Source organism: Azospirillum sp. 11R-A, assembly GCF_049472615.1.
Classification (GTDB): Bacteria; Pseudomonadota; Alphaproteobacteria; order Azospirillales; family Azospirillaceae; genus Azospirillum; species Azospirillum palustre.
This window is the reverse complement of sequence record NZ_JBCEBL010000010.1, coordinates 38134-59851: the sequence shown is the minus strand read 5'-3', so window position 1 is coordinate 59851 and position 21718 is coordinate 38134. Positions and strand designations below refer to the sequence as shown.

The following is a 21718-nucleotide window of genomic DNA, read 5'->3' as shown; positions in this document are numbered from 1 at the left end:
GAGACGGCCAAAAAGCGAGGCGCCAGGAAGAGACCGACGGGAGGGAATTGGCCGGCGATGTTGCGCGAAGCCTTCGAATATCTGACCACCCCCTGCCCGCCGCTGGCCCGCAGGTTCGGTTATCTGTCGGAGATGGTGGCGCTGGGCGCCCGCCACCGGCGGCAAAGACGGGCGTGGGCGCCGCATGTCGCCGCCTGCCACCGTTTCGTCGAACAGGCGATGGAATGGGCGACTCCGGGCGGACGGGCGCTGGTCGCCGGTTCCGGGCTGCTGATCGAGATTCCGCTGGAAAGGCTGACGGCCCGCTTCGACGAGGTGGTGCTGGTCGACATCCTGCACAGCCGCGCCGTCCGCCGCAGGGCCGCCGCCTTGCCCAAAGTCCGGCTGGTCGAGATGGACGTCAGCGGCGCCCTGGCCCCGCTTGCAGCGTCGCTCGACAGCCGCGGCCCGCTGCCGACCGGCTTCGTCGCGCCGATTCCGGAGGGGAGCCCCTTCCGCTTTGCCCTGTCCTGCAATCTGCTGTCCCAGTTGCCCCTGCTGCCGCTGGAGGCGGTGGAGCGCCGCGCCCCGAAGATCCCGGCGGCGGACCGGATGGCCTTCGCGCTTCGCATGGTCCATGGCCATCTGTGCTGGCTGACCGCCATCGCCGAACATGCGGCTCTGTTCACCGACATCGACGCCTCCTGGATCCATGGCGGCACCGTGACCGAGGTGGAGGATTCGACCTGGGGCCTCGCCCTTCCCGCCCCCGACATGTCCTGGCTGTGGGACATCGCCCCGGCACCCGAGCAGGACCATCGGCACGATCTGCGCCACAGCGTCGGCGGCTGGTTCGACGTGCGGTCGGTGACAAGTGCCCTTCCGCCCTGTTGAGGAACGCAAAACTCGACACAGCAGACCGGAGAGCGCCCATGGCCACCAATGACCGCAACATCGACAGCCGCAAGACCGGCAACGCCACCGGCCCCAGCAACAGCGGCGGCCCCAACGACAGCGGCGGTGTCGACGAGCGCGACATCCCGCTGGATATCCGCGAGACGCGCGATCATCTGGACGTGGACGAGGAGATCGAAGGCTTCCAGCGCATCATCGGTCCCGGCGCCGGCGGCCCTATCGACCAGCCCGACGAGGATTTCGGCATCCCCGGCAGCGAGGAGACCGGCGGTCTCGGCACCGGCCCGCTGCCGCCGCGCCAGCCCGACCGGCCGCAGGGGCAGGCGGGGGAACGCGGCAACGACCGCATCGTCTCCGACCGCAATGTCGCGGTGGACGGCGCGCGCGACCGCGAGTGACCGGACCGGCGAACTGTTGCCCGCAGTCAGCTGCGAACCGTGTCCTGCGGCAATAGTTCGCACCTCCGTTGATTGACGAAGCTGATACGGAAAACGTCGGTCGGCGTTGCACGGACCGCGCTTCATGGGACAGCGGCTCTGCCCTATCTTGAACTCCACAAAGCAAACAATGCCCAAGGGAGTGGACGTCTCTCACCTCACGTGGAGATTCCCAGAGCCATGACCATGCCTATCAACGAAGTCCGCGATTCCCGCAGCCACGACGAAATCATGCTGGCGGCCCGCCAGATGCGCGCCGAGTACCTGCGTGAGCTGTTCGGCAAGCTGCGCGCCAGCCTGTCCGGCGCCCGCGCCGGCCACGGCAGCGCCCTGCCGAGCGCGCGCTGACGGCAAGCAGTGTTCAAGATGTAATGAGACGCGGCACCGTGCCTTACCGCACGGTGCCGTTTTCCGTTTCAGCGTCAGCCGAAGCTTTAGCCACGTTCCGACCCCGGCGCGCCAGTGCTCCACAGCAGCCCCAGCACCAGACCCTTGCAGCGCGGCAGCAGAAGCAGCGTCAGCAGCAGGGTCAGCGACGGCCAGATCGTCATATGCACCCAGGTCGGCGGCTCGTAGGTCTGCTCGACCGACAGCAGGGCGGGAATGACGATGTGGCCGACGATCAGGATCGTCATCCACGGCGGCGCGTCGTCGGCACGCAGGTGGCCATAGGCCTCGCCGCAGGCCGAACACTGGTCGACCGGCTTGAGGAAATTCCGCAGCAGCCGGCCACGCCCGCAATTGGGGCAGCAGCCGATCAGGCCGCGGAAGGAGGCGAGAAACTTCGACGGAGCCGTTCCGGTCCCTGCGATCATGGCCACTCCTTCCGTGTTGCCCACAATATAGGCTCTTCTCAAGCAAACCACACTCCCGATTGCGGGCAGGGCCGACATGCCGCCATATCCTGGCCTGGACGCCCCTGCTGCCGAGTTGACGGCGGCGCCCGCGCGGTCTAGGGGAAGACCTTTGCGTTGCGGAGAGCCCCAAGCCATGTCCTTCACCCGCCTGTTGTGCGCCGCGGCGGCACTCGCCGCCTTCGTCGGTCCGATTGCCGCGCCGGTTTCGGCCATGGCGCAGAGCAAGACCGTCGCCATCACCGCCATCGTCCAGCACCCGGCGCTCGACGCCACCCGCGACGGCATCGTGGAGGCGCTGAAGGACGCCGGCTTCGTCCAGGGCCAGACGCTCAAGGTCGAATATCAGAGCGCGCAGGGCAATCCGGCCACCGCCGCGCAGATCGCCCGCCAGTTCGCCGGTTCCCGCCCGGACGTGATCGTGCCGATCTCCACCCCCTCGGCCCAGGCGGTGGCGGCAGCGACCCGCGACATCCCGGTCGTCTTCACCGCGGTGACCGATCCGATCTCGGCCCAGATGGTCAAGTCGATGGACAAGCCCGGCGCCAACATCACCGGTCTGTCCGACATGGCTCCGGTGGGCGAGCATGTGGCGCTGATCCGCGAGATCCTGCCGCAGGTCAAGCGCATCGGCGTGCTCTACAACCCCGGTGAGCCCAATTCCATCGTGCTGGTCAAGGCGCTGAAGGATGAGGCGGCCAAGGTGGGGCTGAGCGTCGTCGAGGCCTCCGTGCCGAAGTCATCCGATGCCCAGCCGGCGGTGCGCAGCCTCGTCGGCAAGGCCGATGCCGTCTACATTCCGCTCGACAACACCGTCGTCTCGGCCCTGGAAAGCGTGATCGCGGTCGGCCAGCAGGCGAAGCTGCCGATCTTCTCCGCCGACACCGACAGCGTCGCCCGCGGCACGGTCGCCTCGGTCGGCTTCGATTATTTCCAGGTCGGCAAGCAGACCGGCGCCATCGTCGCCCGTGTCCTGAAGGGCGAGAAGCCGGGCGACATTCCGGTGGCGCTCGCCAAGGGCACCGACCTGTTCGTCAACCCCAAGTCCGCCGCCGCCATGGGCGTCACCCTGCCCGACGCGGTGGTGAAGCGCGCGACGAAGGTTGTCGGGCAGTAAGCAATCGACTGGGGGAGCCACGCTCCCCCGCCAAGCCCTTTCAAAAGCACCGCAATGACTGAAATCGCCCTCTTCGGCGCCATCGAGATCGGCCTCGTCTATGCGCTGGTCGCCATCGGCGTCTATCTGTCCTTCCGCATCCTGGACTTCCCCGACCTGACGGTGGACGGAAGCTTTCCGCTGGGGGCGGCCGTCTGCGCGGTTCTGCTGATCGCCGGGGTCAACCCGTGGCTGGCAAGCCTCGCCGCGGCACTGGCGGGAGCGGCGGCCGGGCTGGTCACGGCGACGCTGAATGTCCGCTTCAAGATCCTGCATCTGCTCGCCAGCATCCTGACGATGATCGCGCTGTTCTCGGTCAACCTGCGGGTCATGGGCCGGCCGAACGTCGCGCTGCTGATGCAGGACACCGTTCTGACGCCTTTCTATGGGCTGGGTATTCCCGACCACATCGTCCGTCCGCTGGTGGTCGGCGTCATCGTCGCGGCGGTGGTGCTGCTGCTCGCCCGTTTCCTGGGCAGCGAGTTCGGGCTGGCGATGCGGGCGACCGGCGTCAATGCGCGGATGGCGCGGGCGCAGGGCGTCGACACCGATGCCCATGTCTATGCCGGCATCGCCCTGTCTAACGCCCTGACCGGTCTGGCCGGCGCCCTGTTCGCCCAGACCAACGGCTTCGCCGACGTCACCACCGGCATCGGCACCATCGTCGTCGGGCTGGCCGCCGTTATCGTCGGCGAGACGGTGCTGCCCGCCCGCGCGCTGGCCCTGGCACTGGTCGGCTGCGTCGCCGGCTCGATCCTCTATCGTCTCGCGGTCCAGCTGGCGCTGTCGGCCGACGCCATCGGGCTGCAGGCCTCGGACCTCAATCTGGTGACCGCGGTGCTGGTCGCCGTCGCCCTGATCCTGCCGCGCCTGAAGGCGAAGGCCAGCCGCAGCACGAAAGCCACCCGATGATCGTCGTCGAAGACATCCACGTCACCTTCGGGCGCGGCACGCCGCTGGAAAAGCATGCGCTGCTCGGCGTCGACCTGACCATTCCCGAAGGCGAGTTCGTCACCGTCATCGGCTCCAACGGCGCCGGCAAGTCGACCTTCCTCGGCTCGCTGGCCGGCGACGTGCTGGCTGAGCAGGGGCGCATCTCCATCGACGGCACCGACGTCACCCGCTGGGACACGCCGCGCCGCGCCGGTCTGGTCGCCCGCGTCTTCCAGGATCCGATGGCCGGCAGCTGCGCCACGTTGACCATCGAAGAGAACATGGCACTCGCCGCCGCCCGCGGACGCCGCCGCGGTCTGGCGCCGGCGCTGGGCGGCGACCGCCGCAAGGGCTTCCGCGACCGCATCGCGGCGCTGGGGCTGGGGTTGGAGAACCGGCTGCACGACCGCATGGGCCTGCTGTCCGGCGGCCAGCGTCAGGCGGTCAGCCTGTTGATGGCGACGCTCGCCGGCTCCAAGATCCTGCTGCTGGACGAGCACACCGCGGCACTCGATCCCGCCACCGCCAACTTCGTGCTGGATCTGACCCGCCGCATCGTCCGCGACAACCGCCTGACCACGCTGATGGTCACCCATTCGATGCGGCAGGCGCTCGACTATGGCGACCGCACGCTGATGCTGCACGAGGGCCGCGTCGTGCTGGACGTGGCGGGGGAGGAGCGCGCCGGGCTGGACGTGCCGCACCTGCTCGCGCTGTTCGCCAGACAGCGCGGCGGGGCGGAGATCAGCGACGACAGCCTGCTGATCGGTTAGGCGCTGGCGGTTCTCGGTTCCGCTTCTCCCTGCACGGCATCCTCGCGGTCCGCCTCGAACAGCGACTGAAGCTCGGCGGCGGCATCGCGGGAGGTCTGGATCAGCTTGGTCTCGTCATTGTGGACGGCGTGCTGGCGGATCAGGGTCCGCTCGTCATGGGCGCGGAAAGTGTCGAGCGTCCGCACGACCTCGCCCTCTGCCATGCCCATCTGGCGCAGCACGTCGCCGGTCAGCCGGATGCTGCTGTCGAGGGTTTCGCGCACGATGTGGGTGACGCCGCGGTCCATCAGGTGGTGGACATGCCGGCGGTTGCGGGCGCGGGCGAAGATGGTCAGGTTGGGGAAATGGCGGGTCGCCATCTCCACCACCCGCAGCGACTGCTCCATGTCGTCCAGCGCCACCACCAGCACACTGGCCTTCTCCGCCCCGGCGGCACGCAGAAGCTCGACGCGCGTCGGATCGCCGTAATAGGCCTTGCTGCCGAACTTGCGGACGAAGTCGACCTGCGCCGCACTGCTCTCCAGCGCGGTGAAGGCGATGCCGCGCATCCGCAGCACGCGGCCGACCACCTGCCCGACCCGGCCGAAGCCGCAGATGATGACCGGCGGATTCTCGTCGGGCGGAGTGTCGAACGGGCGCTTGGGCTTGCCCGCCATCAGGCGCGGCGCGAACCAGCGCTCTTCCGCCGCGAACAGGAAGGGGGTCGCCAGCATCGACAGGGTGACCACCAGCATGGCCGCCGACGCCTGCTCCCCGGCCATCGCACCGCCGCCGACCGCCAGCCCGAACAGCACGAAGCCGAACTCGCCGCCCTGGCTCAGCACCGTCGCCATCCGCCCCGCCCCGGCCCAGGGCACGCCGGCGATGCGGGCAAGAACCAGCAGCACCGCCCCCTTCACCACCAGCAGCGCCACGGCAAGGCCGAGGAAGCGGATCGGGTGCGCCATCAGCGTCGGCACGTCCGCCCCCATCCCGACCGAAACGAAGAACAGCCCGAGCAGAAGCCCCTCGAACGGCTCGATGTCCGCCTGCACCTCGTGCCGGTATTCCGAATCCGACAGCAGCACTCCGGCCATAAAGGCGCCCAGCGACATCGACAGGCCGGCCTCCTGGATCAGCACGGCGGTGCCGATGACGATCAGCAGGGCGGTGGCAGTGAAGATCTCCGGCGCGCCGGCACGGTCGACAGCGTGGAAGATCGGCCGCAGCAGATAGCGTCCGCCGATCAGCACCAGCGCCACCGCGACCACCGCCTTCGCCACGGCCAGCCAGGCGCCATCGGCGTGCGGAACGGAACCGTTGCCCAACAGCGGCAGCAGTGCCACCGCCGGAATGATGGCGAGGTCCTGGAACAGCAGGATGGAAAAAGCATTGCGCCCGGACTGGTTGGCAAGCAGACCGCGCTCCGCCATCATCGGCAGAGCCATGGCGGTGGAGGACAGGGCGAAGCCGAAGCCCAGCACCACCGCGGTCGGCCAGGCGAGCCCCAGCCCCCAGCCGCACAGCGCGGCGATCACCGCACCGGTGACGGCGACCTGCGCACCGCCCAGCCCCAGCACCGATTTCCGCATGACCCAAAGGCGGGCGGGCCGCAACTCCAGCCCGATCAGGAACAGCAGCATGACGACGCCGAGTTCCGAGGCGTGGGCAATCGCCCCCACATTGGTCACCAGCCCAAGGCCCGCAGGCCCCACCGCCAGTCCGGCGGCGAGATAACCCAGCGGCGCGCCGAACCCGAATCTCTTTGCCACCGGCACGGCGACCACCATCGCCGCCAGCAGCACAACCAACGTCACAAGCTCCGCCATATTCCCCGCCGCTCGACTGTCGCAGCGGCACTATGACGCGATTTCAACGGGCAAGGCCAGACGCTTGACCGTCGGCCCGGCCTTACACCTTCATGCTATTGATCATTCCGCTGCTGACGCCACCCGCGACCGGTTCGACGGCGAATTGCCGGCCGCCCAGCGGGTCAGCAGCAGGATGCCGACGACCACGCCGACATAGGCGATCAACTGCGCCTCGGTCGGACGGTCGGTGTAGCCGACCAGAACATGCAGCGCCTGCCCGATCAGGCTGTTGTCGCGCAGAATGCCCGAGCTGTCCCACAGCACGGTCCCGCCGGCATTCAGCATGCCGCCCTGCGCCAGGAAATTGACCGCGGTGGCGGCCATGCCGGCGGCCAGCAGCGTCAGCAGCCACGTGGTGGTGGCGAACAGGTGCCGCGTCGGGATCTGCACCAGCCCGACATAAAGAAGGACGGAGACCAGCGCGCCCAGCGCCATGCCGCCCAGCCCGCCGGCGGCCACGGTGGCGATGCCGCCCTCTTCCGACGCCAGGATGCCGGTCAGGAACAGCACGACCTCGGACCCCTCGCGGAGAACGGCGACGCCGATGACGATGGCCAGAGCCGCCAGCGACTTCTCGCCGCTCCGTACCGCATGGCCGACCGCCTTCATGTCGCGCGCCAGTTCGCGGCCATGCTGCGCCATCCAGGCATTGTGCCAGGCCAGCATGACCACGGCGATCAGCAGGACGGTGGCGTTGAAAAGCTCCTGCCCGGTGTCGGCGAACAGCGAGCTGATGCCGTCGGCGAAGGCGGCGACGACGCAGGACCCGACGATGCCGCCGACGATGCCAAGGGCGATCCACCGGCCGCGCCCGGCCACCCCCTGGGTGGCGGCCAGCACGATGCCGACGATAAGGCCCGCTTCGAGGACCTCGCGAAAGACGATGATCAGACTGGCGAGCATGGTCGTCTCCGGTACGGGGCGGTCTCTGACTTAAGACTGCGTCGAACGGTCTTAAGACTGTGTCACTCGGCGATTACGGCGCCTTGCGCCGTCGCCTCGTGGAACTCGCCGAAGAAGGGATAGCGCCCCGGCTTCAGCGGACCGACCATGACCTTGATCTGCTTGCGACCGCCGACGATCTTTTCGACCTTCATCTCGCCGCTTTCGAACTCTTCCGACGTGGCGTCCTGGTTGTCGACCAGCAGGGTCACCCGCTTGTTGGCAGGCACCTTGACCTCGGCCGGTTCGAACTTGTGGTCCTTGATGACGATGGTGATCGCATCGTCGGCCCGGACCGGAACGGCGTTCAGAAAAGCCGCGCCGGACATGGCGATGGCGCAGGCGGCAGACAGCAGGGAGACACGGCGCATTCGCGGAAAACCTCAGGGGCTGGTGGGCCTTTTGCTTCTGAAAATCATTCTCACCCCAGCCATCCAGGGTCAAATGAAAAGGCACCCGCAGGCTCCGCAACGCACCTGCGACGGAAACGCGCACCCAGCAGGAATGCGGCCGTCCACAAACAAATGTCCCTACCAACTTTCCTTGCCAATTTTCCTTGGCAACTTTCCGCGCTTGAAACCCCAGCCCTCTATTCCGGTTCCGACGAACCCGGAAACTGCTCGAGCCCGTCGGTGATCTCGTAATAATCGGCCTTGCCGGCGACATAGCCATGGCGGAGCGTCGTCAGCCCGGTCGGCTGATCCAGGCTGCCGGCGGCGATCTCGATCTCGCTTTTGCCGTCGCCCTTCCAGAACAGCGACGATCCGCACCGACCGCAGAATCCGCGCTCCGCGATGTCGGAGGAGCGATACCAGGACAGGGTCGCATCTGCATCGAAGGTGACGGTGTCGCGCGGCACGGTGATGTAGGCGCCGATATGACCATGGAAACGGCGGCACTGGCCGCAATGGCAGGTCACCACCCCGTCCGGCCGCTCGGCCAGCAGGAAACGCACGCCGCCGCACAGGCAGCCCCCGGAAAGTGCCCTGCCCTGTTCGCTCATTCCACCGTCTCTCCCGTGCTGGCCCGGCGTTCGACGCCGTCGTCGCCGATGTCGTAATAGGCGCCCTTGTGGTCGACGAAGATGTGGCGCTCGACCCGGAGCCCCGACGCATCGTCCAGGCTGCCGGCGGTCACGGTGATGCGCGGCCCGCCCTCGGCATCGCCCTGGTCGAGCGCCTCCCAGAACAGCCCGGCACCGCAACGCGCACAGAAGCCACGCCGCGCCCGGTCGGAAGAGGCATACCATGTCAGCGTGGCGTCGTTCAGCAGACGCAACGCCGCACGCGGCAGACCGGTGTAGGCGCCGACATGGCTATGCTGTCGCCTGCACTGTGAACAGTGGCAGAAGGAGATCGACTCCGGGTGCGTGTCGATGGCATAGCGCACGCCGCCGCACAGGCAACCGCCGGTCCAGACCCGCTCTCCTCCTGCCGTTGCGTCGGTCATCGCTCACCCCCGCCAGAACGGCTTCTCGGCCTCATAGTCGGCGTCGGCACGGGAAATGCCGATGTCCGACAGCAGGTGATCGGGCAAGGCCTCCAGCGCGCGGCGCTGCCGGCGGCGCTCGTTCCAGGTGGCGAGGCGGTCGAACAGCGACACCACGCGTTCGCCCAAGCCCGGATTGGCCTGCACCGGCTTGCGGACGAACAGCTCTGCGGCGGAAAACTGCGACTGCGTTCCCTTTGTCATGCCCTTTGCCATGATCCGACTTCCTTCGCTGGATGGGGAGCGGGGCCTCAGCCTCGCCGCTCCGTTCAGTGTGATTGCTTGTGAAGCTGAGAATGGGGCACAGGACGCTTGCCGACAAACGACGCTTTCTCATAGAATCGATTAGCTTTGCTAATCCGAATCCACCTCCGGTCCAGAACCGCCCCATGTCCCGCCGCCTGCCCCCGCTGAACGCGCTGCGCGCCTTCGAAGCCGCCGCCCGCCATCTTTCCTTCACAAAAGCCGCCGAGGAACTGCATGTGACGCAGGCCGCTGTCAGCCACCAGATCAAGGCGCTGGAGGAGTGGCTCGGATTACCGCTGTTTCGCCGAATGAACCGGGCGCTGGCGCTGACCGAGGCCGGGCAGAGCTATCTGCCGCCGGTGCGCGAGGCGATGGACACGCTGTCCCAGGCGACCGACCGGCTGATCCGCGCCGACAGCAGCGGCACGCTGACCATCTCCACCATGCCCAGCTTCGCGTCCAAATGGCTGGTGCCGCGGCTGGTCCGCTTCCAAAAGCGTCATCCCGATATGGATGTGCGGGTCCACAGCACGGCGCAGGTGGTCGATTTCGCCCGGCACGACGTCGATCTGGCGATCCGCTTCGGCAACGGACTGTGGCCGGATCTGCGGGTGGAGCGGCTGTTGACCGAGGACATCTTCCCGGTCGGCCATCCGTCTCTGTTATCCGGCAAGCGGCCGCTGGTTAATCCTGAGGATCTGCGGCACCACACGCTGCTGCACGACGACTACAACATTTCCTGGGCGGTGTGGTGCCGGGTGGCGGGGATCGAGGGGGTGGACACCGAACGCGGCCTGCGGTTCGACGATTCGTCCTTCACCCTCCAGGCGGCGATCAACGGCCATGGCATAGCACTCGCCCGCGGTGTGCTGGTGGCCGACGACATCGCCGCCGGGCGGCTGGTCCGCCTGTTCGATGTGCGGCTGCCGGGAAGCCTCGCCTATTATGTCGTGGCGCCGCAGCATTACTTTTCCCGGCCCAAGGTGAAGGCCTTCTACGACTGGTTGTTCGAAGAGGCGGGAGCGGTGTGAAACCCTTCGCATGGAGCGGCTTGCGGGCGTAACGGACCGCTCCTATAGTCCGCGGCCATGAGCGCGAACCCGCCCCCCGACACGGTCTTCCCGCACCGCCACCTTCTCGGAATCGAGGGGCTGCGGGCCGGCGAGATCACCCAGATTCTCGACCTCGCCGATGGCTATGTCGAGCAGAACCGCCGCCCCGTGAAGAAGTCCAACCTGTTGGACGGCCGCACGCAGGTGAACCTGTTCTTCGAGAACTCCACCCGCACCCGCACCAGCTTCGAGCTGGCCGGCAAGCGACTGGGGGCCGACGTCATCAACATGTCGACCGACAGCAGTTCGGTGAAGAAGGGCGAGACCCTGATCGACACGGCGATGACGCTGAACGCCATGCACCTCGACGCGCTGGTGGTGCGCCACGCCGATTCAGGTGCCGTCAAGCTGCTGGCCGACAAGGTCAACTGCTCCGTCATCAACGCCGGCGACGGCCACCACGAACACCCGACCCAGGCCCTGCTCGACGCGCTGGCGATCCGCCGCCGCCTCGGCCGGCTGGACGGGCTGATCGTGGCGATCTGCGGCGACATCCTGCACAGCCGCGTCGCGCGCTCCAACATCCACCTGCTGAACGCCATGGGTGCCCGGGTGCGCTGCGTGGCGCCGCCGACCCTGCTGCCTTCGCAGATCGAACGGCTGGGCGTCGAGGTCCACCACTCGATGAAGGCCGGCCTGCGCGACGCCGACGTGGTGATGATGCTGCGCCTGCAGACCGAGCGGATGAGCGGCCAGTACGTCCCCTCCACCCGGGAATACTTCTACTTCTACGGCCTCGATTACGAGAAGCTGGAGGTGGCGAAGCCCGACGCGGTCATCATGCATCCCGGTCCGATGAACCGCGGCGTGGAGATCGATTCGGAGGTCGCGGACGATCTCAAGCGCTCGATGATCCTCGATCAGGTGGAACTGGGCGTGGCCGTCCGCATGGCCGTGCTCGACCTGCTGACCCGTGAACGCCGCCAGTCCGACCTTGCGGGAGCCGTCTGATGAGTGCGCGTACCGTCTACCGCAACGCCCGCCTGCTCGACCCGGCGACGGGCCTCGACCAGCGCGGCGACCTGCTGATCGATGGCGAGACCATCGCCGATTTCGGCCCCGGCCTGTTCAACGACTCCACACCCGAGGGTGCGGAGGTGATCGACCTCGCCGGCCAGTGCCTCGCTCCCGGCCTCGTCGACATGCGGGTGCTGATCGGCGAGCCGGGGGAGGAAGAAAAGGACACGATCAAGAGCGCGTCGCGCGCCGCGGCTGCCGGCGGCATCACCGCCATGGCGCTGCTGCCCAACACCGACCCGGTGCTGGACGAGGTCGCCGGTCTGGAGTTCATCGCGCGGCGTGCCCGCGAGGTGAAGCTGGTCAAGGTCTTCGCCTACGGCTCCGCCACCCGCGGCACCGAAGGCAACGAGATCACCGAGATGGGCCTGCTCGGCCAGGCCGGTGCGGTCGCCTTCACCGACGGCATCAAGGCCATCGTCAGCGCCAAGACCATGCGCCGGGCGCTGAGCTACGCCAAGACCTTCGGCAAGCTGATCGTCCAGCACCCCGAAGAGCCGTCGCTGGCGTCGGGCGGCATGATGAATTCCGGCGAGATCGCCACCCGCCTCGGCCTCGTCGGCATCCCGCGCGAGGCCGAGATCATCATGATCGAGCGCGACCTGCGGCTGGCCGAGTTGACCGGCGGGCGCCTGCACTTCGCCCACGTCACCACCGGCGAATCCGTCGACCTGATCCGCCGCGCCAAGGCGCGCGGGCTGAAGGTGACCTGCGACACCGCCCCGCATTACTTCGCCCTGACCGAGACCGACGTCGGCGACTACCGCACCTATGCCAAGGTGTCGCCGCCGCTGCGTGGCGAGATGGACCGCCGCGCCATCGTCGAGGGGCTGGCCGACGGCACCATCGACGCCATCGCGTCCGACCATGTGCCGCAGGACCAGGACCAGAAGCGCCTGCCCTTCGCCCAGGCCGCCCCCGGCGTCATCGGGCTGGAGACCCTGTTCCCGCTGACGCTGGAACTGGTGCACAAGGGCAGGATGCCGCTTCTGAAGGCACTGGCCTGCGTTACCGCCAACCCGGCGGCCATCCTCGACTTGCCCCTGGGACGCATCGTCAAGGGCGGGCCGGCCGATCTGGTCGTCTTCGATGCCGACGTGCCGTGGCAGATCGACGTCAGCCGCTTCAAGTCGAAGTCGAAGAACTCGCCCTTCGAGAACCGTCCGGTCCAGGGCCGGCCGCTGCGCACCATCGTCGACGGCCGCACCGTCTGGCAGGCGGAGGGCTGATCCGGTGCTGACCCTCGTGCTTGCCGCCCTGCTGGGCTACCTGCTGGGCTCGATCCCCTTCGGGCTGGTGCTGACCCGGATGGCCGGTCTGGGCGACATCCGCCAGATCGGCTCCGGCAATATCGGCGCCACCAACGTGCTGCGCACCGGCAACAAGCCGCTGGCGCTGGCGACCCTGCTGCTCGACAGCGGCAAGGGCGCCATCGCGGCGCTGCTGGCCCTGTGGTGGGCCGGGCCGGAAGCGGCGGTTCTGGCCGCCGGCGGCGCCATGCTGGGCCACAGCTTCCCGGTCTGGCTCGGCTTCAAGGGCGGCAAAGGTGTCGCGACGGCAATCGGCGTCCTGCTGGCCGTGTGCTGGCCGGTCGGGCTGCTGGCCTGCCTGACCTGGATCGTCATGGCGGCGCTGTTCCGCATCTCCTCGCTGTCGGCGCTGACGGCTCTCGGCCTCAGCCCGCTGACCGGCTGGTATTTCGGCGGACCGCTGGTCGCCGGGCTCTGCCTGTTCATCGCCGTGCTGGTCTTCATCCGTCACGAGGCGAACATCCGGCGCCTGCTGAAAGGCGAGGAGCCGAAGATCGGCGCCGGCAAGAAGAAGGCCGCCTGACCGCAGCCAGATAGAACGATCAGATGGGGCGGGGAGGAAACTCCCCGCCCTTTTCGTTTGCAGCGCCTTGATTCCGTTACCCTTGCCCTCCTCCACCCTATCCGATTTCGCCCACCCGGACGCAGACAACCGGTGCGGCCATGCGCTATGCTGCACGGCAATCCGGGGCACGAACAAGCAACCCGGCAGGAAAGCCGGCCGCTGGGGCCGGTCGAAAACGAGACGCTGAGGGAACCGAGAATGGACACTCCGCTGTGGAGCCCGAGTGAGGAGCGCATCGCGCAGGCCAACCTGACCGTCTTCCGCGAGGCGGCGAATGCGCGATTCGGACTGCGGCTGGACGATTACGACGCGCTCTACAACTGGTCGATCGCGGAGAAGGAACGGTTCTGGCGCTTCCTGTGGGAATGGGCTGGGCTGACCGGCGATCTCGGCGCCGTCGATCTGCTGGACGGCGACAGGATGCCGGGCGCCCGCTGGTTCCCGGAAGCCCGCCTCAGCTATGCCGAGAACCTGCTGGCCGGCGCGCCGGACGACAATGCGGTCTGCTTCTGGGGCGAGGACAAGGTGAAGTACCGCTGGAGCGGGGTGGAACTGAAGGCCACCGTCTCCCGCCTTCAGCAGGCGCTGAAGGCCAGGGGCGTCGGCAAGGGCGACCGCGTCGCCGCCATCATGCCGAACATGCCGGAAACGCTGGCGGCGATGATCGCCACCACCAGCCTGGGCGCGGTGTGGTCGTCCTGCTCGCCCGATTTCGGCATCCAGGGCATCACCGACCGCTTCGGCCAGATCGAGCCGAAGGTGGTCTTCGCCCCCGACGCCTATTGGTACAACGGCAAGAGCCACGACGTCCGCGCCAAGGTGGCCGAAGTCCTCAAGGACCTGCCGACCGTCGTCGCCACCGTCATCGTCCCCTATGTCGACAAGGATCCCGACCTGTCGGCGATCCCCGGTGCCGTCGGCTTCCACGACCTCATGGCGCCCTATCCGGTGGCCGAGCCGACCTTCGAACGGGTCGAATTCGACCACCCGCTGTTCATCCTCTATTCGTCCGGCACCACCGGAAAGCCGAAATGCATCGTCCATGGCACCGGCGGCACCATCCTTCAGCATGTGAAGGAGCACCGGCTGCACTGCGACCTCAAGCCCGGCGACCGGCTGTTCTACTTCACCACCTGCGGCTGGATGATGTGGAACTGGCTGGTGACCGGATTGGCCAGCGGCACCACGCTGGTCCTCTATGACGGCTCGCCCTTCGCCCCCACCGGCAACATCCTGTTCGACTATGCCGATGCTGAGCAGGTGACGCTGTTCGGCACCTCGGCCAAGTTCATCCAGTCGCTGGAAAAGTCCGGGCTGGAGCCGATGAAGACCCATTCTCTCGCCAGCGTCCGCGCCCTGGCCTCCACCGGCTCTCCGCTGATGCCGGAGAATTTCGAGTTCGTCTATCGCTCGATCAAGCAGGATCTCCATCTCGCCTCGATCAGCGGCGGCACCGACATCATGTCCTGCTTCGTGCTGGGCAACCCGATCTCTCCGGTTTGGAAGGGCGAGATCCAGACACGCGGCCTCGGCATGGCGGTGGAGGCCTTCGACGACAACGGCCACGCCGTCCGCGGCGAGAAGGGCGAACTGGTCTGCACCCGCCCCTTCCCCAGCATGCCAATCGGCTTCTGGGCCGATCCGGACGGCTCGAAATACCGCTCCGCCTATTTCGACCGCTTCCCCAACATCTGGGTGCATGGCGACTTCATCGAGCAGACGGAGCATGGCGGCTGGGTCATCTACGGCCGCTCGGACGCGGTGCTCAACCCCGGCGGCGTGCGCATCGGCACGGCGGAGATCTACCGCCAGGTCGAACAGCTGCCGGAGATCATGGAGGCGGTCTGCATCGGCCAGGAATGGGACGGCGACGTGCGCGTCGTGCTGTTCGTCGTGCTGCGCGAGGGGATGAAACTGGACGAGGCTCTTGCCGCCACCATCCGCAAGCGGATCAAGGACAACTGCTCGCCCCGCCATGTCCCGGCGAAGATCGTGCAGGTCACCGACATCCCGCGCACCCGCTCGGGCAAGATCACCGAACTGGCGGTGCGCGACGCCGTCCACGGCCGGCCGATCAAGAACACGGAGGCGCTGTCCAACCCGCAGGCGCTCGACGAGTTCCGCGAGCGGACGGAGCTGAGCGGGGCCTGACATGGCGCCGCCGCTGTTCCTCGACCTCGACGGCGTGCTTGCCGATTTCGACCGCGGCGTCGTCGCGGCCACCGGCAAGCGGCCGGAACAGCTGGCGATGAAGGAGATGTGGCGGGCGCTGTCCCGGCATGCCGACTTCTTCGGCACGCTGGAGTTCATGCACGACGCGCAGGAGCTTTGGAGCTTCTGCGCGCCGCACCGGCCGACCATCCTGACCGGCCTGCCTTTGGGCAGCTGGGCGCCGGAACAGAAGACGCGCTGGGTCGCCCGCATGCTGGGGGCCGACGTCCCGGTCATCACCTGCATGGCCCGCGACAAGGCTCGCTACGCCAGTCCCGGCGCCATCCTGGTCGATGACCGCGAAAAGGCCCGCGAGCCTTGGGAAACGGCCGGCGGATGCTTCATCCTCCACCGCAATGCCGCGGACAGCATCGCCGAACTGGCGAAGCTGGGGTTCTGAGAATGACGGAAAGGGCGGCACCAGCGTGCCGCCCCCCAGCGTCGAGCGTCGCGGTTACTCGGCCGCCACCGCCTTGTTTTCGCGGCTGGTTTTCCACAGCGACACCAGCACGCCACCGCCGATCAAGGCGAACGTAACGCCCAACGCGATCAGCGGGTCGGGCTTGCCGAAGACCTGCGTGTAGAAAATCTTGCCACCGATGAACACCAGCACCAGCGCCAGGGCGTATTTCAGGTAGCGGAAGCGGTGGACCATCGCAGCCAGGGCGAAATACAGCGCGCGCAGGCCCAGGATGGCGAAGATGTTGCTGGTATAGACCAGATACGGGTCGGTGGTGATGGCGAAGATCGCCGGCACGCTGTCCACCGCGAAGACCAGATCGGCCAGTTCGACCATGATCAGCGCCAGCAGCAGCGGTGTGGCCGTCCAGCGCATCGCGCCGCTGTCGCCCACCGGCTCCTTGACGAGGAAGCGATGGCCGTGGAAGCGGTCGGTGACGCGGATGTGGCGCTTCACGAACCGGAGCGCGACATTCTCGCCCAGGTTGGTCTCCTCGTCCTTGGCGAACAGCATCTTGATGCCGGTCAGCAGCAGGAAGGCGCCGAAGACATAGAGGATCCAGTAGAATTCCGACACCAGCGCCGCACCAGCGCCGATCATCAGGCCGCGCAGCACGATGACGCCCAGGATGCCCCAAAACAGCACCCGGTGCTGCAATTCACGCGGCACGGCGAAGTAGCTGAAGATCAGCGATATGACGAAGACGTTGTCGAGCGACAGGCTCTTTTCGACGAAAAAGCCCGTGTAATACTGCAAGCCGGCTTCGCCGCCCATCGACCACCAGACCCAGCCGCCGAACAGCATCGCCACAGCGATGTAGAAGGCGGAGAGCTTCAGGCTCTCGCCGACGCCGATGACATGGTCGCGACGGTTCAGAACACCCAGGTCCAGCACCAGAAGGGTCAGGACAATGCCGACGAATACCAACCAAATCCAGACCGGTTTTCCCAAAAATTCGAGAAAAACAGTCGCTAACAAACTGTCCATCGTAAAACCCACTTGATGACGCTGCGTGAGCGGAGAGATCAAGCGGTTCCGACATCACGACCGACGCCTCGATCGCCAGAGGGGCCCGGACCCGAACTTGCCAGCAGATGGTGTCGCTCTGCCACGGGTCAAGACCGCGATAAGGAGCGAACGCACCCGCCAAGCAAAAGCATCGCTCAGCGTCTTTCGCTGACCTTTGCGAGTCGCAGCCCCGACAGCGTTCCTGGGATGCCGAAGCCCTGGAAATCTGCGGCGGTGGCGAACGAAACGCCATCCGGACCCGGTACTTGATGCAGCGACGCCACAGATGGCGAACGAATGACGCGCAAGAAAAACACCAACGGTTGCCCGATCTGTGTTCGCTCTTGTGCGGATGGTGCCGTTCTGCCAATAACTCCGAAAAACCGAAACCAAACCGAACAAATGGAGTTTTGCATGAACCAGGCCGAGCTGATCGAAACCGTCGCCACCAACGCCGGCATCAAGAAGGCCGACGCGGCCAAGGTCGTTCAGGCTGTGTTCGAGGGCATCTCCGGCGCGCTGGGCCGCGGCGAAGATGTGCGCCTGGCCGGTTTCGGCATCTTCGAGGTGGCCGAGCGCGCCGCCCGTGAAGGCCGCAACCCGCGCACCGGCGAAGTCGTGGCGATCGCCGCCTCCAAGGCTCCGAAGTTCAAGCCGGCCAAGCAGCTGCGCGATCTGGTCAACGGCTGATCCGCCCGCATCCGCGTCACAAGGGATCGCAGCCATGACCATCGATCAAACCGAACTGCAATCGCTGACCGCCAAGGTCGTTGCCGCCTATGTCGGCAACAACTCGGTGCCGGTTCAGGAATTGCCCACGCTGATCAACAGCGTCCAGATCGCCTTCCGCAATCTGGGCGACGACAAGCCGGCCCCGGCCAAGGCCGAACTGGTCCCGGCCGTCGCGATCAAGAAGTCGGTCACGCCGGAATTCATCGTCTGTCTGGAAGATGGAAAGAAGCTGAAGATGCTGAAGCGGCATCTGAAGACCGTCTACGACATGACGCCGGACGAATACCGCGCCAAGTGGGGCCTGCCGCCGGAATACCCGATGGTTGCCCCGAACTACGCCAAGGCGCGTTCGGAAATGGCGACCAAGCTCGGGCTTGGCCGCAAGCGTGCGGCGGCCGAATAACGGCCTTCCGCCCATCGCTGCTCGATCGGGCGCGTCCTTCGGGACGCGCCTTTTTCTTCGCCCACACCCGGCTCCGCCCGCCGCTGCCTCACTCCACCCGGGCTACCCCGTTGCCCATTGTCGTCATATGACCAATGTTCGGGTGGCGAAGCGGCTCGGCCTTCCCATCTAGGGTTCCGGTATGGTTGAAGGACCACGGGCGGTTCTATCACCATCCTCATCGCAGAGGCATAGTCGCCTCCCGCCAATTCGGTCGACCGGGGGACTGCCTGCCCCCGTTCCCTTTCGCAGATGCGGTATGGCGATGAGGTCCGGTCCTAAGTTCGACCGGCCGACTGGGGATGAACCGCTCGCCCGTAAGTCACCCGGCCGAAGGTCAGGGGTCATAGAAATGGCTCCTCCTCCAGACTGCCGGTGCGGGTGGAAGAAGAGCCTGGGTATACGCCGAAAAACACCCGGAACACGCCCTTTACAGGGTTGATCGGTCGCATTTCTGCGGCCACATTAACAGTGTCATAAGGACGCAGTTCCTTAAGACGACAGGCAAAATACAGACCCCACCACAAACCAAAGCCGGCCAGAGCCGATAGAGACGGACGATATTCCTGCGTCCGCCAATGGATCATCGCCTCTTAGGCGATCCCCGCCATGGGCCCCGACCGGGCCGGTCTTGGAAAAGAGGCCGTTCCGGGAAGCGTTGGAGAGGAGGCAATCGCGTGCTGAAGAAACTGCTGACCGGTGAAAACGCCAGCCTGACCCGCTACATCGAGGAGTCGAAGCGCTTCCCGATCCTTGCCCCGGATGTCGAGCGCGACCTCGCCATCGCCTGGCGTGAGCGCGGGAATCCGCAGGCCCTGGAACAGCTCGTGGGCAGCCATCTCCGCCTCGTCATCAAGATCGCCCGCGGCTTCGGCGGTTATGGCCTGCCGCTGGTCGATCTGGTCGCAGAGGGCAATGTCGGCCTGATGCAGGCGGCCCAGAAATTCGATCCGCAGCGCGGGTTCCGCTTCGCCACCTACGCCACCTGGTGGATCCGCGCGGCGATCCAGGAATACATCCTGCACAGCTGGTCGCTGGTGAAGATGGGCACCACCGCCGCGCAGAAGAAGCTGTTCTTCAACCTGCGCCGCCTGAAGAGCCAGATGGCAGAGTTGGAGCAGGGCGACCTGTCGCCGGAGACCGTCGCCACCATCGCCGCCGAACTGGACGTGCCGGAGACCGAGGTGGTGGAGATGAACCGCCGTCTCGCCGCCAACGACAGCTCGCTCGACGCCACCCTCTCGTCCGATGGCGAAACCAACTGGCTGGAACTGCTGGCCGATGACCGGCCCACCCAGGACGCCATGCTGGCCGAGGCCGACGAACTGGCGCTTCGCCGCCGGCTGGTCGGACAGGCGCTGGACCGGTTGGACGCCCGCGAACGCCGCATCCTCTTCGAACGCCGCCTGAAGGACGACCCCTCGACCCTGGAAGCGCTGAGCCAGCAATTCTCGGTTTCGCGCGAACGGGTGCGCCAGATCGAAGTGCGGGCTTTCGAAAAGCTCCAGAAGGCGGTGCTCAGCGCCGCGCAGGCCCTGCGCCGCCCGGTCACCCCGATGGTGGCCTGACCGGACATCGTTCTCCCGTCCGGCTGCTGCGCTGCCGGACGGGACATATGCGGGACCGGCTATGCCGCGCTCCGCATCGTTCCAGCGGGCTGTCGGCCCGCCTGTTGCCTCCAGACCTGTAACCTTCACGCCGGCGGTGCCCATGGCCCCGCCGGCATTTTCTTTTGTGGACCGTTTCGGCTTCGATCCCAGCCGGCCGCAAACCATTGCGTTTGCTGCCGCTTAAAGATGTCATGCGACAAAGTGACAAGTTCAAAGTTGCGAATGCTTGCGCATGATGTGCGGCCCGCGGGAAAGATTGCATTTTCGCCAATTCTTAGTACGCTAGTCATATCACAAATGGGAGAGGGCTCCATGTCGAACGCTGCCCAGACTCAATCGATCATCGACCGCATCACCTTCCTGCGCATCGACGAGGCGACGAAGGCAACCCTGCGGGAGTTCCAGCCCTATCTGGCGCAGCGCATCGATCAAATTCTCGAAGAGTTCTACGGCTACCTGCGCGCCGTGCCGCAAGTGGCGCCGATGCTGGTCAATCCGGCGGTGACCGGCCGCGCCCGCGACCTGCAGAAGCAGCATTGGCTGCGCAACGTCTTCACCGGCACCTTCGACGAGGCCTACGTCAATCAGGTCCTGAAGATCGGCCAGACCCACCAGCGCATCGGGCTCGAACCGCGCTGGTACACCGGCGCCTATTGCTTCACCCTGAACAAGCTGATCGAGCTGGCGACCCAGATCCACCGCAAGAAGCCGGAAAAGCTGTCGCAGCTTCTCCAGGCGATCAACAAGGCGGTGTTCCTGGACATGGACCTCGCCACCTCCGTCTATATCGATCTGAACACCGCGGCGATCATCGCGCGGGAACTGGGCAGCACCGCCGACAGCTTCGAACGCGAGGTGAAGGGTGTTGTCCAGGCGGTGGCGAGTGCCGCCCAACAGCTTCAGGGCACTGCCCAGGCGATGAGCCGCACGGCGGAAATCACCAGCGAGCAGTCGACCCAGGTCGCCGCCGCCGCCGAGGAGGCCTCGGTCAACATCCAGACCGTTGCCGCCGCAGCCGAGGAGCTGACCGCCTCCATCGGCGAAATCAGCCATCAGGTGACCCAGTCGGCCGCCATCGCCAACGCCGCGATGACCGAGGCCGAGCGGACCAACGCCACCGTGCAGGGCTTGGCCGATGCCGCCAGCCGCATCGGGCAGGTGGTGAAGCTGATCCATGACATCGCCAGCCAGACCAACCTACTTGCCTTGAACGCCACAATCGAGGCGGCGCGTGCCGGTGAGGCCGGCAAGGGCTTCGCCGTCGTGGCGAGCGAGGTGAAGAGCCTCGCCAACCAGACCGCCAAGGCGACGGAGGAGATCAATTCGCAGATCGGCGCCGTTCAGGGGGCGACCCAGGAGGCCGTCGGGGCCATCCGCTCCATCTCCGGCACCATCGCCCGTATCAACGAGATCTCCACCTCCATCGCCACGGCCATGGAAGAGCAAGGCGCCGCCACGACGGAGATCGCCCGCAACGTGCAGCAGGCTTCTATCGGCACCCGCGAGGTCAGCGAAACCATCGTCGCGGTGAATGCTTCGGCCAACAATGCCGGTGAAGAGGCCCGCCGGGTTCTGGAGGCGACCAACGAACTGTCGCGCCAGTCGGGAACCCTGAGATCCGAGGTCGAGCGCTTCCTGACCCGCGTCCGCGCCGGCTGATCCGTTTCACGGTCCAAGT

24 protein-coding genes are annotated in these 21718 nt (G+C 66.6%); 16 read left to right on the top strand and 8 right to left on the bottom strand.

Annotated features, from left to right (window positions below):
- Positions 1-57: 57 nt before the first annotated feature.
- From VH569_RS15585 to VH569_RS15575, 3 genes are all read left to right on the top strand, one after another.
- Positions 58-873, top strand: coding sequence for a hypothetical protein (locus tag VH569_RS15585; RefSeq protein ID WP_423316162.1), 816 nt, complete (start codon positions 58-60; stop codon positions 871-873).
- Between the two features lie 38 nt (positions 874-911).
- Complete coding sequence (locus tag VH569_RS15580; protein WP_423316161.1) at positions 912-1292, top strand: hypothetical protein; 381 nt, start codon at positions 912-914, stop codon at positions 1290-1292.
- Positions 1293-1511: 219 nt separating this feature from the next.
- Positions 1512-1679, top strand: coding sequence for an RSP_7527 family protein (locus VH569_RS15575; protein ID WP_423316160.1), 168 nt, complete (start codon positions 1512-1514; stop codon positions 1677-1679).
- An 86-nt stretch (positions 1680-1765) separates the two neighbouring features.
- On the opposite strand, the gene VH569_RS15570 is transcribed toward VH569_RS15575, so the two are convergent.
- On the bottom strand, positions 1766-2146 hold the full coding sequence (locus tag VH569_RS15570; RefSeq protein ID WP_423316159.1) for a DUF983 domain-containing protein: 381 nt from the start codon (positions 2144-2146) through the stop codon (positions 1766-1768).
- A 175-nt stretch (positions 2147-2321) separates the two neighbouring features.
- Between VH569_RS15570 and VH569_RS15565 the strand changes: the two genes are divergently transcribed.
- Genes VH569_RS15565 through VH569_RS15555 form a run of 3 tightly spaced genes read left to right on the top strand, consistent with a single transcriptional unit; the run spans position 2322 to position 5047 of the window.
- Positions 2322-3302, top strand: a complete 981-nt coding sequence (locus tag VH569_RS15565; protein WP_423316158.1) for an ABC transporter substrate-binding protein — start codon at positions 2322-2324, stop codon at positions 3300-3302.
- A 54-nt stretch (positions 3303-3356) separates the two neighbouring features.
- Positions 3357-4253 carry an ABC transporter permease gene (locus tag VH569_RS15560; protein WP_423316157.1) on the top strand — a complete coding sequence of 299 codons (897 nt, stop codon included), beginning with the start codon at positions 3357-3359 and terminating at the stop codon, positions 4251-4253.
- The gene (locus VH569_RS15555) at positions 4250-5047 is read left to right on the top strand and encodes an ABC transporter ATP-binding protein (protein WP_423316156.1); all 798 of its coding nucleotides are present in this window, start codon (positions 4250-4252) and stop codon (positions 5045-5047) included. The genes VH569_RS15560 and VH569_RS15555 overlap by 4 nt, the downstream gene beginning before the upstream one ends.
- Here the strand turns inward: VH569_RS15555 and VH569_RS15550 are convergent.
- The 6 genes from VH569_RS15550 to VH569_RS15525 all read right to left on the bottom strand — a co-directional run bounded on the left by VH569_RS15550 (position 5044) and on the right by VH569_RS15525 (position 9531).
- Complete coding sequence (locus VH569_RS15550) at positions 5044-6855, bottom strand: monovalent cation:proton antiporter-2 (CPA2) family protein (RefSeq protein ID WP_423316155.1); 1812 nt, start codon at positions 6853-6855, stop codon at positions 5044-5046. The two genes, VH569_RS15555 and VH569_RS15550, sit on opposite strands and share 4 nt — an antisense overlap.
- Positions 6856-6957: 102 nt before the next feature.
- On the bottom strand, positions 6958-7800 hold the full coding sequence (locus VH569_RS15545; protein ID WP_423316154.1) for an FTR1 family iron permease: 843 nt from the start codon (positions 7798-7800) through the stop codon (positions 6958-6960).
- Positions 7801-7862: 62 nt separating this feature from the next.
- The gene (locus VH569_RS15540) at positions 7863-8210 is read right to left on the bottom strand and encodes a cupredoxin domain-containing protein (RefSeq protein ID WP_423316153.1); all 348 of its coding nucleotides are present in this window, start codon (positions 8208-8210) and stop codon (positions 7863-7865) included.
- Between the two features lie 218 nt (positions 8211-8428).
- Complete coding sequence (locus VH569_RS15535) at positions 8429-8842, bottom strand: GFA family protein (RefSeq protein WP_377809463.1); 414 nt, start codon at positions 8840-8842, stop codon at positions 8429-8431.
- A complete protein-coding gene (locus VH569_RS15530) occupies positions 8839-9288 on the bottom strand; it encodes a GFA family protein (protein ID WP_423316152.1) in 450 nt (149 codons plus the stop codon). The genes VH569_RS15535 and VH569_RS15530 overlap by 4 nt, the downstream gene beginning before the upstream one ends.
- Positions 9289-9291: 3 nt before the next feature.
- Positions 9292-9531, bottom strand: a complete 240-nt coding sequence (locus VH569_RS15525) for a DUF1127 domain-containing protein (protein WP_423316151.1) — start codon at positions 9529-9531, stop codon at positions 9292-9294.
- Positions 9532-9716: 185 nt separating this feature from the next.
- On the opposite strand from VH569_RS15525, the gene VH569_RS15520 reads away from it, so the two are divergent.
- From VH569_RS15520 to VH569_RS15495, 6 genes are all read left to right on the top strand, one after another.
- Positions 9717-10604: a transcriptional regulator GcvA gene (locus VH569_RS15520; protein WP_098739923.1), complete on the top strand. Its 888-nt coding sequence runs from the start codon at positions 9717-9719 to the stop codon at positions 10602-10604.
- Between the two features lie 57 nt (positions 10605-10661).
- On the top strand, positions 10662-11636 hold the full coding sequence (locus VH569_RS15515) for an aspartate carbamoyltransferase catalytic subunit (RefSeq protein ID WP_098739924.1): 975 nt from the start codon (positions 10662-10664) through the stop codon (positions 11634-11636).
- Positions 11636-12931: a dihydroorotase gene (locus VH569_RS15510; RefSeq protein WP_109051756.1), complete on the top strand. Its 1296-nt coding sequence runs from the start codon at positions 11636-11638 to the stop codon at positions 12929-12931. Before VH569_RS15515 ends, VH569_RS15510 begins: the two co-directional genes overlap by 1 nt.
- A gap of 4 nt (positions 12932-12935) precedes the next feature.
- Positions 12936-13535 carry a glycerol-3-phosphate 1-O-acyltransferase PlsY gene (gene plsY, locus VH569_RS15505; protein WP_423316150.1) on the top strand — a complete coding sequence of 200 codons (600 nt, stop codon included), beginning with the start codon at positions 12936-12938 and terminating at the stop codon, positions 13533-13535.
- Positions 13536-13775: 240 nt separating this feature from the next.
- On the top strand, positions 13776-15728 hold the full coding sequence (locus VH569_RS15500; RefSeq protein ID WP_423316149.1) for an acetoacetate--CoA ligase: 1953 nt from the start codon (positions 13776-13778) through the stop codon (positions 15726-15728).
- A 1-nt stretch (position 15729) separates the two neighbouring features.
- Positions 15730-16188, top strand: a complete 459-nt coding sequence (locus VH569_RS15495; RefSeq protein ID WP_395457946.1) for a hypothetical protein — start codon at positions 15730-15732, stop codon at positions 16186-16188.
- Positions 16189-16242: 54 nt separating this feature from the next.
- Here the strand turns inward: VH569_RS15495 and VH569_RS15490 are convergent, their stop codons facing one another.
- Complete coding sequence (locus tag VH569_RS15490) at positions 16243-17235, bottom strand: TerC family protein (RefSeq protein WP_423316148.1); 993 nt, start codon at positions 17233-17235, stop codon at positions 16243-16245.
- Between the two features lie 435 nt (positions 17236-17670).
- Between VH569_RS15490 and VH569_RS15485 the strand changes: the two genes are divergently transcribed.
- The 4 genes from VH569_RS15485 to VH569_RS15470 all read left to right on the top strand — a co-directional run bounded on the left by VH569_RS15485 (position 17671) and on the right by VH569_RS15470 (position 21699).
- A complete protein-coding gene (locus VH569_RS15485) occupies positions 17671-17946 on the top strand; it encodes an HU family DNA-binding protein (protein ID WP_012974184.1) in 276 nt (91 codons plus the stop codon).
- Between the two features lie 34 nt (positions 17947-17980).
- On the top strand, positions 17981-18391 hold the full coding sequence (locus VH569_RS15480) for a MucR family transcriptional regulator (RefSeq protein WP_109096302.1): 411 nt from the start codon (positions 17981-17983) through the stop codon (positions 18389-18391).
- Positions 18392-19107: 716 nt separating this feature from the next.
- Complete coding sequence (gene rpoH, locus VH569_RS15475) at positions 19108-19998, top strand: RNA polymerase sigma factor RpoH (protein WP_109051750.1); 891 nt, start codon at positions 19108-19110, stop codon at positions 19996-19998.
- 354 nt (positions 19999-20352) lie between these two features.
- Positions 20353-21699 carry a protoglobin domain-containing protein gene (locus VH569_RS15470; RefSeq protein WP_423316147.1) on the top strand — a complete coding sequence of 449 codons (1347 nt, stop codon included), beginning with the start codon at positions 20353-20355 and terminating at the stop codon, positions 21697-21699.
- Positions 21700-21718: the final 19 nt, after the last annotated feature.